11 protein-coding genes are annotated in these 10,938 nt (G+C 72.9%); 10 read left to right on the top strand and 1 reads right to left on the bottom strand.

From position 1 onward, the window contains the following. Positions 1-79: 79 nt before the first annotated feature. Entirely contained in the window at positions 80-1,276 is a 1,197-nt protein-coding gene (locus AOK03_RS11855) for a magnesium and cobalt transport protein CorA (protein WP_055565168.1), read from the top strand. A gap of 93 nt (positions 1,277-1,369) precedes the next feature. Here the strand turns inward: AOK03_RS11855 and AOK03_RS11850 are convergent, their stop codons facing one another. Next, positions 1,370-2,359, bottom strand: coding sequence for a LysR substrate-binding domain-containing protein (locus AOK03_RS11850; RefSeq protein WP_079074655.1), 990 nt, complete (start codon positions 2,357-2,359; stop codon positions 1,370-1,372). Positions 2,360-2,599: 240 nt separating this feature from the next. On the opposite strand from AOK03_RS11850, the gene AOK03_RS11845 reads away from it, so the two are divergent. Genes AOK03_RS11845 through kynU form a run of 9 tightly spaced genes read left to right on the top strand, consistent with a single transcriptional unit; the run spans position 2,600 to position 10,835 of the window. Beyond that, positions 2,600-4,027, top strand: coding sequence for a 2-hydroxymuconic semialdehyde dehydrogenase (locus AOK03_RS11845; RefSeq protein ID WP_208609529.1), 1,428 nt, complete (start codon positions 2,600-2,602; stop codon positions 4,025-4,027). 29 nt (positions 4,028-4,056) lie between these two features. Then, positions 4,057-4,866: a 2-keto-4-pentenoate hydratase gene (locus AOK03_RS11840; protein WP_055565170.1), complete on the top strand. Its 810-nt coding sequence runs from the start codon at positions 4,057-4,059 to the stop codon at positions 4,864-4,866. Continuing rightward, a complete protein-coding gene (locus AOK03_RS11835) occupies positions 4,863-5,651 on the top strand; it encodes a 2-keto-4-pentenoate hydratase (protein ID WP_055565167.1) in 789 nt (262 codons plus the stop codon). The genes AOK03_RS11840 and AOK03_RS11835 overlap by 4 nt, the downstream gene beginning before the upstream one ends. Then, complete coding sequence (locus AOK03_RS11830) at positions 5,648-6,076, top strand: RidA family protein (protein ID WP_055565166.1); 429 nt, start codon at positions 5,648-5,650, stop codon at positions 6,074-6,076. Before AOK03_RS11835 ends, AOK03_RS11830 begins: the two co-directional genes overlap by 4 nt. Beyond that, complete coding sequence (locus AOK03_RS11825) at positions 6,073-6,642, top strand: 3-hydroxyanthranilate 3,4-dioxygenase (RefSeq protein ID WP_055565165.1); 570 nt, start codon at positions 6,073-6,075, stop codon at positions 6,640-6,642. Before AOK03_RS11830 ends, AOK03_RS11825 begins: the two co-directional genes overlap by 4 nt. Further along, the gene (locus AOK03_RS11820) at positions 6,639-7,661 is read left to right on the top strand and encodes an amidohydrolase family protein (RefSeq protein WP_055565164.1); all 1,023 of its coding nucleotides are present in this window, start codon (positions 6,639-6,641) and stop codon (positions 7,659-7,661) included. The genes AOK03_RS11825 and AOK03_RS11820 overlap by 4 nt, the downstream gene beginning before the upstream one ends. Then, positions 7,658-8,572 (top strand): acetaldehyde dehydrogenase (acetylating), encoded by a 915-nt coding sequence (locus AOK03_RS11815; protein WP_055565163.1) that lies wholly within the window; start codon positions 7,658-7,660, stop codon positions 8,570-8,572. The genes AOK03_RS11820 and AOK03_RS11815 overlap by 4 nt, the downstream gene beginning before the upstream one ends. Next, positions 8,569-9,609, top strand: a complete 1,041-nt coding sequence (dmpG, locus tag AOK03_RS11810) for a 4-hydroxy-2-oxovalerate aldolase (RefSeq protein WP_055565162.1) — start codon at positions 8,569-8,571, stop codon at positions 9,607-9,609. Before AOK03_RS11815 ends, dmpG begins: the two co-directional genes overlap by 4 nt. Further along, positions 9,603-10,835 carry a kynureninase gene (kynU, locus tag AOK03_RS11805; RefSeq protein ID WP_055565161.1) on the top strand — a complete coding sequence of 411 codons (1,233 nt, stop codon included), beginning with the start codon at positions 9,603-9,605 and terminating at the stop codon, positions 10,833-10,835. Before dmpG ends, kynU begins: the two co-directional genes overlap by 7 nt. Positions 10,836-10,938: the final 103 nt, after the last annotated feature.

The raw sequence follows: 10,938 nt of genomic DNA, 5'->3' as shown, positions 1-10,938 counted from the left end.
CGCCCACACCACGGCGGCCGCATATCCTGCTCGGGTCCACGGCCCCCCCTCCCCTCCTCGCCGATCGAAGGTGGTCGCCATGACGGAGCGCCGAGCTCGTCCCGAACCGAACGCGAGCACCAGGAAACACGCGTGGCGGCGCTCGCCGCGCCCACCGGGCCCCGCGCCCACCACGAACACCTCGCAGCCACCGGAACCACCGGCCCCACTGGAAGACACGAAAGACCCGGCCACGACGCCGGGAGGTCCCCCCGCGGACAGCATCGTCGAGGCGGCCCTGTACCGCGACGGCGTCCGCGTGGCGACGCCCGCGTCCCTGGCGGACACCTTCCGCCGGCTGCGCGACCAGCCGAACGGCATGGCGTGGATCGGCCTCGCCCGCCCGACGGAGGCGGAGCTCCTCTCCCTGGCCGCCGAATTCGACCTCCACGAGCTGGCCCTCGAAGACGCGATGGAGGCCCACCAGCGCCCGAAGCTGGAGCGCTACGGCAGAACACTCTTCGTCGTCCTGCGCGCGGCCCGCTACCTCGACGCCCCCGAAGAGGTCGACTTCGGCGAACTGCACGTCTTCGTAGGCCCCGACTTCGTCATCACGGTCCGCCACAGCGCCGCCCCCGACCTGTCCGGCGTCCGCCGCCGCATGGAGGAGACCCCCGACCTCCTCAAACTCGGCCCGGAGGCGGTGCTCTACGCGATCCTCGACGCGGTGGTCGACGGCTACGCCCCGGTCGTCGCCGGCGTCCAGAACGACATCGACGAGATCGAGACCGAAGTATTCCGCGGCGACCCGGAAGTCTCCCGCCGCATCTACGAACTCTCCCGCGAAATGGTCGAGTTCCAGCGCGCGACCCGCCCCCTGGTCAGCATGCTGCACTCCCTGATGGCGGGCTTCGCGAAATACGGCACGGACGAGGAACTCCAGCGCTACCTGCGCGACGTGGCCGACCATGTCACCCACACCAGCGAACGCGTCGACAGCTTCCGCCAGGCCCTGGCGGACATCCTCACGGTCAACGCGACCCTGGTGACCCAGCAGCAGAACGCGGAGATGCGAGCGCTGGCGGAGGCGGGCTTCGAACAGAACGAGGAGATCAAGAAGATCTCGTCGTGGGCGGCGATTCTGTTTGCTCCCACGTTGGTGGGGACGATCTACGGGATGAACTTCGACACAATGCCTGAGCTGAAGTGGGCGGCGGGGTATCCGTTCGCGATTCTGCTGATGGCAGTCGTATGCGTGAGTCTGTACTTCATCTTCAAGCGGCGGGACTGGCTGTAGCGGGGAGTACGGCGTCGCCCACATCGCCAGCCATTGTGCACGCCTCACTCAGGCCGGCCCCCAACGGCCCGAATCCCCATTCACCAGCGGCACTCAGCCGGTCTCGTCGGTGTGCCTGCTTGCAGGCGTCGGAGCAGTACCGTGGGCGGCGCCCCGGTTCAACGTCCCGCGTAGCAGCGCCGCCTCCTCGTCAAGGTGGTGCAGCAGCGCCTGGAGCGCGGGGGTACGGGTGCGGTGGGCCGCCTCCGTCGTGCCCACCGTGCGTCCCACCGACGGGAGCTCCACCGGCAGCGCCGCCAAGCGCTCGTCGTCGCGCAGCACCAGCTCGGGCAGCAGCGCCACCATGTCCGTCTGGAGCAGCAGGGCCCGCATCGTCAGGATCGACGTGCACTCCACCCGGTCCGCCGGGAGCGCCAGGCCGCGCTCGACGAACAGTGCGCTCAGCTCCTGTCGCAGCGTCGTCTGGTCGACCGGCAGGATCCAGGGGTACGTCAGCGTCCCGGTGAGGGACGCGGCCGGATCGGCGAGCAGGGGGTGGCCCGCCCGTACCGCCAGCATGATCCGCTCCCTGTACAGCATCCGTTGGTGCAGCCGCTCGCCCTCCTTCGGTGCCGGGCCCACCCGGCCCACGATCACGTCCAACTCCCCTGCCAGCAGGGCCGGGTGGAGCACGTCGAGGGTCCCTTCGCGCACTACCACCGTCAGGCGCGGCCGCTCGGACTTGAGCCGGGCCACCGCGCGCGGCAGCAGCACGTTGGCCCCGGCCAGCAGCGTGCCCACGGTGACCGTGCCCTCGTGGCCCTGGCGCAGCCCCTCCAGGTGTTCACCTGCCGTGCGCACCTCGGTGATGACCGCCCGCGCGTGCCCGGCCAGCGCCTCCCCGTACACCGTCGGGCGCATCCCGCGCGGCTCGCGGACGAACAGCGGCAGGTCCGCGATGGTCTCCAGTTCGCGCAGCGTGCGCGTTGCGGCGGGCTGTGTCAGGTGCAGCGACTCCGCCGCCCTGGCCACACCGCCGTGCTGGACGATCGCGACCAGCAGTGTCAGGTGCCGGAACTTCAGCCGGCCGTCCAGGAGGTTCACCGCGAGCCGTCCCTTCCGGTACGCCGACGCGTTCGTTGCGGCCGGGTGGACGCCCCGTGAACCGGGTTCGACCGCGCCCTGACCCTGCCATATCCGGATCGGTATGGGAACCACGTCAATCGGCATTGGTTCGGCATGCCCGAGTCGGCGCATGATGCCTGCACGATCCGGGGCCCAGGAACCGCGAACAGAACCGGCGACGGAACTCAACGCCCCGGCCTGGCAAGGGAGGTCTGCAAGGTGAGCACACCCGTGCGGCATTACGTGGGAGGCGACTTCGACGCCTCCGGCGATCCGTTCCCGCTCGTCGACCCGGTCCACGGGCGGACCGTCGCAGAGGTCCCCGCGGCCTCCGCCGAACTGGTCGACCGCGCCGTGAACGCGGCCCGGGACGCGCTGCGCGGGCCGTGGGGCACGTGGAGCCCGGCCGACCGATCCCGCATGCTGCACCGCGTCGCCGACGGCATCGAGCGCCGCTTCGAGGAGTTCATCGTCGCGGAGTGCGCCGACACCGGCAAGCCGCGGGAGCTGGCCTCCACCGTCGACATCCCGCGCGCGATCGCCAACTTCCGTTCCTACGCCGACCTGTTGGCGGGCCGCGGCGAGCAGTCCTGGCGCACCGGCACCCCGGACGGGCGCGGCGCGCTCAACTACACCGTGCGCAAGCCGCTCGGCGTGGTCGCCGTCATCTCGCCCTGGAACCTGCCGCTGCTGCTGCTCACCTGGAAGGTCGCGCCCGCGCTCGCCACCGGCAACACGGTCGTCGCCAAGCCCTCCGAACTGACGCCGAGCACCGCCTGCCTGCTCGCCGAGGTGACCGCCGAAGCGGGCCTGCCCGACGGCGTGTTCAACCTCGTGCACGGCGAGGGCGGCAACGCGGCGGGCCAGTGGCTGACCGAGCACCCGGGCGTCGACGCGATCGCCTTCACCGGCGAGTCCGGCACCGGCACCACCATCATGCGTGCCGCAGCGGACCGCCTCGCGCCGGTCTCCTTCGAACTGGGCGGCAAGAACCCCGGGGTGGTCTTCGCCGACGCCGACCTGGACGAGTCGGTCGCGGGCACGGTCCGCTCGGCCTTCACCCACAGCGGCCAGGTCTGCCTGTGCACCGAGCGGCTGTACGTGGAACGGCCGGTGTTCGACGCGTTCGCCGCCCGGCTCGCGGCCGAGGCGCGCAAGCTCGACGGGTACGGCCCGATGATCTCCGCCGCCCACCGCGACAAGGTCCTGGGCTATCTCGCGCAGGCCGCCGCCGACGGCGAGGTCCTCGCGGGCGGCGGGGTGCCGCGCTTCGGCGACGACCGCGACCAGGGCTTCTTCGTGGAGCCGACCGTACTGGCCGGGCTGCCCGAGGACCACCCGGTGGTACGGGAGGAGATCTTCGGCCCGGTCGTGCACCTGGCCCCCTTCGACACCGAGGAGGAGGCCCTCGCACTCGCCAACGCGGGACCGTACGGCCTGGCCGCCACGGTGTGGACCCGTGACCTCGCGCGCGCCCACCGGGTCGCGCCCGCCCTGGAGGTGGGCATCGCCTGGGTCAACACCTGGAACCTGCGCGACCTGCGCACCCCGTTCGGCGGGGTGAAGGCGTCCGGCATCGGGCGCGAGGGCGGCGACCAGTCGCTCGACTTCTTCTCCGAACCGATGAATGTGTGCGTGAAGCTGTGAGTACGACGACCATCGCGGTGACCGCTCCCATGCGCACCGCCGCCGAGCGCCTCGACGAGGCCCGCCGCACCGGCGTGCCCTGCGCCCCCGTGCGCGACGTGCTGGCCGCCGACGACCTCGACGCCGCGTACGCCGTGCAGTCCCTGCTGACCGAGCGCCGCCTCGCCGAGGGCCGCCGCGTCACCGGCTGGAAGATCGGCCTGACCTCGGCCGCCGTACAGGCCCAACTCGGCGTCTGCACACCCGACTTCGGCGCCCTGTTCGACGACACCGCGACCCTCGACGGCGCCGACCTGCCCTGGGGCACGATCCTCCAGCCCCGGGCCGAGGCCGAGGTCGCGCTCGTCCTGGAGCACGACCTGACCCACGATCGGCACACCGTCGCCGACGTCATCCGGGCCACCGCGTTCGCGCTGCCCGCCATCGAGGTCGTCGGCAGCCGCATCCGCGACTGGGACATCACGGCCGTCGACACCATCGCCGACAACGCCTCCAGCGGCGCGTACGTCCTCGGCAACCGGCCCGTACCGCTCGGGCGCCTGGACCTGCGCACCGCCGGGATGGTCCTGGAACGGCGCGGTGAACCGGTCTCCACCGGCACGGGCGCCGCCTGCCTCGGCCACCCGCTGCACGCCGCCGTCTGGCTCGCCGACACGCTCGTGCGGCTCGGGCACCCACTGCGGGCCGGGGACACCGTGCTGACCGGCGCGCTCGGCCCCATGACCGCCGTCGCCCCCGGTGACGTACTCGAAGCCCGCATCGACGGCCTCGGCTCGGTCCGCGCGGCGTTCGGCACCGGCACGGACGCGTCCGACACGCACCAGGAGAGCGCCCGATGACCAGTACCACCCTCGACCTCGACGCGATCGCCGAGCGCCTGCACACCGCCGCCCTCGACGCCCGCACCCTGTCCGGCGGCACCACCGGACTGACCAGCACCAAGGACGCGTACGCCGTCCAACGGGCCCTGATGGCCCGCAAGGTGGCGCGCGGCGAGCGGATCACCGGCTTCAAGCTCGGCTTCACCAGCCTCGCCAAGATGCGCCAGATGGGCGTCTCGGACCTGATCCACGGCCGCATCACCGACGCCATGGAGATCGCCGACGGCGGACGGTACGACGCGTCCGGGCTGATCCATCCGCGGGTGGAGCCCGAGGTCGCCTTCCTGCTCGGCGCGGCGCTGCGCCCCGGCGGCGACCCGGCGGCCGCGGTCGCCGCCGTCGCGCCCGCCCTGGAGATCATCGACTCCCGCTACGACGGCTTCACGTTCTCGCTGCCCGAGGTCGTCGCCGACAACACCTCCGCCGCCGGGTACGCCGTCGGTCCCTGGAGCGCCCCCGCCGACCTGGCCAACCTCGGCGTCCTGCTCGAACTCGACGGCCGTCTCGCCCAGTCCGGGTCCACCGCCGCGATCCTGGGCCACCCGCTGCGCGCCCTGGCCGCCGCCGCCCGGCTCGCCGGGGAGCTGCCCGCGGGGACCGTGGTCCTGGCGGGCGCGGCCACCGCCGCCGTACCGCTGCCGCCCGGCACCCACGTCCGTGCCACCGTCGCGGGCCTTGGCAGCGTGGCCTTCACCACCGACAAGGCCGCGGGCCCCGCCACCGACAAGGGCGTGACCGCATGATCGTCCCCGGTGCCGCGCGGCCCCGCGGCCGTTTTCCCCATCTGCGCCGCGCAGGCGACCTCGTGTACGTCTCCGGCACCAGCTCCCGCAGGCCCGACGGCACCTTCGCCGGGGCGGACGCCGACCCGATGGGCGTCACCGACCTCGACATCCGCGCCCAGACGCGCGCGGTCATCGAGAACATCGGCAGCCTGCTCGAAGCGGTCGGCGGCGGCCTCGGCGACCTGGTGTCCGTCACCACGTACCTCGTCAGCATGAACGACTTCGGCGGCTACAACGAGGTCTACGCGGAGTACTTCGACGAGGGCGGACCGGCCCGCACCACCGTCGCCGTCCACCAACTCCCGCACCCGCACCTGCTGATCGAGATCAGCGCCGTCGCCCACCTGCCGATCAGCGGCCAGAACCAGGAGCAGCCCGCATGACCATGCCACCGTTCAACCTCCACGCGTGGATCGAGGAGCACCGCCACCTGCTCAAGCCGCCCGTCGGCAACGTGCAGATCTGGCAGGACGCCGACCTGATGGTGACCATCGTGGGCGGCCCCAACCGGCGCACCGACTTCCACGACGACCCCATCGAGGAGTTCTTCTACCAGCTCAAGGGCGACATGGTGCTGCGCGTCGTGGACGAGGAGGGCAGGCCGCCGCGCGACGTCCACATCCGCGAGGGCGACGTCTTCCTGCTCCCGCCGCACGTACGGCACTCGCCGCAGCGCCCGGAGGAGGGCAGCATCGGCATGGTCGTCGAGTTCGCCCGCCCGCGGGGCCAGGTCGACGCCTTCGAGTGGTACTGCATGGCCTGCCACCACCTGGTGCACCGCAGCGAGGTGCAGCTCACCTCGATCGTCGACGACCTGCCGCCCGTCTTCCAGGCCTTCTACGGCGACGACTCGGCCCGCACCTGCGGCCACTGCGGCGCCGTGCACCCGGGCAAGGAGTGGCCCGAGGCACTGCGCCTGCGGACCCGGCGGGACGGGGCGGACGCATGACCGTCGTCGACATCCACGCGCACGTCTTCCCCGAGATCGGCCGCGCCGAGTCCCGGCTGCTCACCGGCGACGACGAGGGCCCCTGGCTGCGCACCTCCGACGGGCCCGACGCCGGGATGATGATGGCGGGCGCCCGCGAGTACCGGCCGGTGCGCCGCACCCTGTGGGACCCGGCGGCGCGCGTCGCCGGTCTGGACCGGCTCGGCGTGGACGTGCAGGTGCTCTCCAGCACGCCGCTGATGTTCGGCTACGGCCTGGAGGCCGAGCGGGCCGCCGACTGGTGCCGCATGGTCAACTCCCGCATCCTGGCGTACAGCGCGTACGCTCCCGACCGGCTCGCCCCGCTCTGCCAGGTGCCGCTCCAGGACACCGAGGCGGCCTGCGCCGTGGTCTCCGAGGCCATGCGCCAGGGCTTTCGCGGCGTGCACATCGGCAACCACCTGGGCGACCGCGACCTGGACCACGGTTCGCTCCTGGAGTTCCTCACGCACTGCGCCGAGCAGGACGCCGCGGTCCTGGTGCACCCGTGGGACCTGCCCACCGGGGCGCGCTTCTCGCGCTACATGCTCGCCTGGCTGGCGGGCATGTCCGCCGAGACGCACCTGACGATCCTCTCGCTCATCCTGTCCGGCGCGTTCGAGAAGCTGCCCGCCTCGCTGCGGCTGCTGTTCGCGCACGGCGGCGGCAGCTTCCCGTACCTCCTCGGCCGCGCCGACAACGCCTGGCACCAGCGCGACCTGGTGCGCGCCGACAGCCCCAGGCCGCCGTCCGCGTACACCGAGCGCTTCTCGGTGGACTCGGCCGTCTTCGACCCGGGCGCGCTGCGCCTGCTCGTGGACGTGATGGGCGCGGAGCGCGTGCTGCTCGGCTCCGACCATCCCTTCCCGCTCGGCGAGGAGGAGATCGGCAGCCTGGTGCGCGGCAGCGCACTGACCGACGACGAGAAGGCCGCCGTGCTCGGCGGCAACGCCGTCCGCTTCTTCGGTCTGCACCACCTGGTGAAGGAGGGCGCCCGATGAAGGCCGCCGTCATCGGTTCCGGCAACATCGGCACCGACCTGCTCATCAAGATCGTCCGCGGGTCCGGGGCGGTCACCGCCGCCGCGATGATCGGCATCGACCCCGACTCCGAAGGCCTGGCCCGCGCCCGCCGCCTGGGGGTATCCACCAGCGCCGACGGCGTCCAGGGCCTCATCGCCATGGACCACTTCGGGTACGTCGACATCGTCTTCGACGCCACCTCCGCCGCCGCCCACCACGCCAACGCCGCCGCGCTCGCCCCGTACGGCAAGACGCTCATCGACCTGACCCCGGCGGCCATCGGCCCCTACGTCGTCCCGCCCGTCAACCTCGACGAGCACCTGGACGCCAGGAACGTCAACATGGTCACCTGCGGCGGCCAGGCCACCGTCCCCGTCGTCGCCGCAGTCTCCCGTGTCACTCCCGTCCACTACGCCGAGATCGTCGCCTCCATCGCCTCGCGCTCGGCCGGACCCGGCACCCGCGCCAACATCGACGAGTTCACCGAGACCACCTCCCGTGCCCTGGAACAGGTCGGCGGCGCCACCCGCGGCAAGGCCATCATCGTCCTCAATCCGGCCGAGCCCCCGCTGCTCATGCGCGACACCGTGCACTGCGTCACCGACGACTGCGACACCGCCCAAGTGGCCGCGTCCGTAAGGGAGATGACGGCAGCCGTCGCCGCATACGTACCCGGCTACCGGCTCAAGCAGGAACCCCAGTTCCGCACCCTGGCCGCCGACGACCCGCTCGTCGCCCTCTGCGGCGGCGGACGCCTGCTCGTCTCCGTCTACCTGGAGGTCGAGGGTGCCGCCCACTACCTGCCCGCCTACGCGGGCAACCTCGACATCATGACGTCCGCCGCGCTGCGCACCGCCGAGCGCCTGGCCGAACGGAGCCCGGCCCGATGACCCGCGTCTACGTCCAGGACGTCACCCTGCGCGACGGCATGCACGCCGTCGCCCACCGCTACACCACCGACCAGGTCCGCGCCATCGCCGCCGCCCTGGAGGCCGCGGGCGTCGACGCCGTCGAAGTCGCCCACGGCGACGGCCTGTCCGGCTCCTCCGTCACCTACGGACCCGGCGCCCACACCGACTGGGAGTGGCTGGAGGCCGCCGCCGACGTCCTGGACCGGGCCCGGCTCACCACCCTGCTGCTGCCCGGCATCGGCACCGCCGACGACCTGCGCCGCGCCCACGCGCTCGGCGTCACCTCCGTCCGCGTCGCCACCCACTGCACCGAGGCCGACATCTCCGCCCAGCACATCGGGCTCGCCCGCGAACTCGGCATGGACGTCTCCGGCTTCCTGATGATGTCCCACCTCGCCGAACCCACCCAACTCGCTGGGCAGGCACGGCTGATGGAGTCCTATGGCGCGCACTGTGTGTACGTCACCGACTCCGGCGGCCGCCTCACCATGGACGGCGTGCGCGACCGGGTCCGCGCCTACCGCGACGCCCTCGACCAGGACACCGAGATCGGCATCCACGCCCACCACAACCTCGGCCTGGGCGTCGCCAACAGCATCGTCGCCGTCGAGGCGGGCGCCCTGCGCGTCGACGCCTCCCTGGCCGGGCAGGGCGCGGGCGCGGGCAACGCCCCGCTGGAACCCGTCGTCGCCGTCTTCGACCTGATGGGCTGGGAGCACGGCTGCGACCTCTTCCCCCTGATGGACGCCGCCGAAGCACTCGTACGCCCCACCCAGGACCGGCCCGTCCGCGTCGACCGGGAGACCCTCACCCTCGGCTACGCCGGGGTGTACTCCAGCTTCCTGCGCCACGCCGAGGCCACCGCCGCGCGCCACGGCCTCGACACCCGCGACCTGCTCGTCGAGGCGGGACGGCGTCGGCTGGTCGGCGGGCAGGAGGACCTGCTCACCGACATCGCGCTCGATCTGGGCCGCGACACCGCCCCTTCGTGCACCGAGGGAGTCCCCGCATGCTGAAGCAGCGCGCCGCAGAACTCGACGCCGCCGACCCGCTCGCGCACGTCCGCGACCGGTTCACCCTGCCCAAGGGCGTGACCTACCTCGACGGCAACTCCCTGGGCGCCCTGCCCACCGCCGTCCCCGCCGCGATCGAGGACGCCGTCCACCGCCAGTGGGGCACCGACCTCATCCGCTCCTGGAACAGCAACGGCTGGTGGGCGGCGCCCGTCCGCACCGGCGATGCCGTCGGCCGCCTCATCGGCGCCGCTCCGGGGCAGGTCGTCGCGGGCGACTCCACCAGCGTGCAGCTCTTCAACACGCTGATCGCCGCCGCCCGGCTGCGCCCCGCCCGCCGCCTGCTGCTCACCGACCCGGACCACTTCCCGACCGACCAGTACATCGCCGACTCCGTCGGGCGTCTGCTCGGCCTGGAGGTCCGCCGCGTCCCCGCCCGCGAGGCCGCCGCCGTGCTGGCCGCCGAGGGCGAGCGGGTCGCCGTCGCCGCGTACGCCCCCGTCGACTACCGCACCGGCGAGCTGTACGACATGGCCACCCTGACCTCTGCCGCGCATGCCGCGGGCGCCCTCGCGCACTGGGACCTGTGCCACGCGGCCGGTGCGCTGACCGTCCAACTCGACGCGATCGAAGCCGACTTCGCGGTGGGCTGCGGCTACAAGTACCTCTCCGGCGGCCCGGGCGCCCCCGCCTTCGCCTACGTCGCCCACCGGCACCAGCGGGACTTCGACCACCCGGTCACCGGCTGGCACGGGCACGCCGCGCCGTTCTCCATGTCCGGCACCTACGCCCCCGCACCCGACATCACCCGCGCCCGCATCGGCACCCCGCCGCTGCTCTCGCTGGTGGCCCTGGAGGCGGCGCTCACGGCGTACGACGGCGTGGACATGGCCGACGTACGGACCAAGAGCCTGTCGCTGACCCGCTTCTTCCAGGAGTGCGCCGAACTCCTCGACGGGCACGGCTTCACCATGGCCACCCCGCGCGAGGACGAGCGCCGCGGCAGCCAGGTCGCGCTGCGCCACCCGGAGGCGTACCCGCTGGTCGCCGCGCTCACCGCACGCGGCGTCATCGGCGACATGCGCGCCCCCGACCTGCTGCGCTTCGGCTTCAACGCGCTCTACCTCACGCACGCCGACGTCCTGCACGCCGTCGGAGAGCTGCGCGACATCGTCACCACCCGGGCCCACCACGCGCCCGCCTTCCAGGACCGCCCGACCGTCACCTGACGGCCCCGGGCCCCGAACCGACGGGATCCCCGGCCGGTCCGGCCCCCACCGGACCGGCGCCCCGTCGTACGCACGCGCGCAACCACCCCGGCGCGCGTGCGCG

The sequence above is a fragment of the Streptomyces atriruber genome, from assembly GCF_001418325.1.
GTDB classification, from domain to species: domain Bacteria; phylum Actinomycetota; class Actinomycetes; order Streptomycetales; family Streptomycetaceae; genus Streptomyces; species Streptomyces atriruber.
The sequence above is the reverse complement of the archived record's forward strand: the minus strand, read 5'-3'. Positions and strand labels throughout refer to the sequence as shown.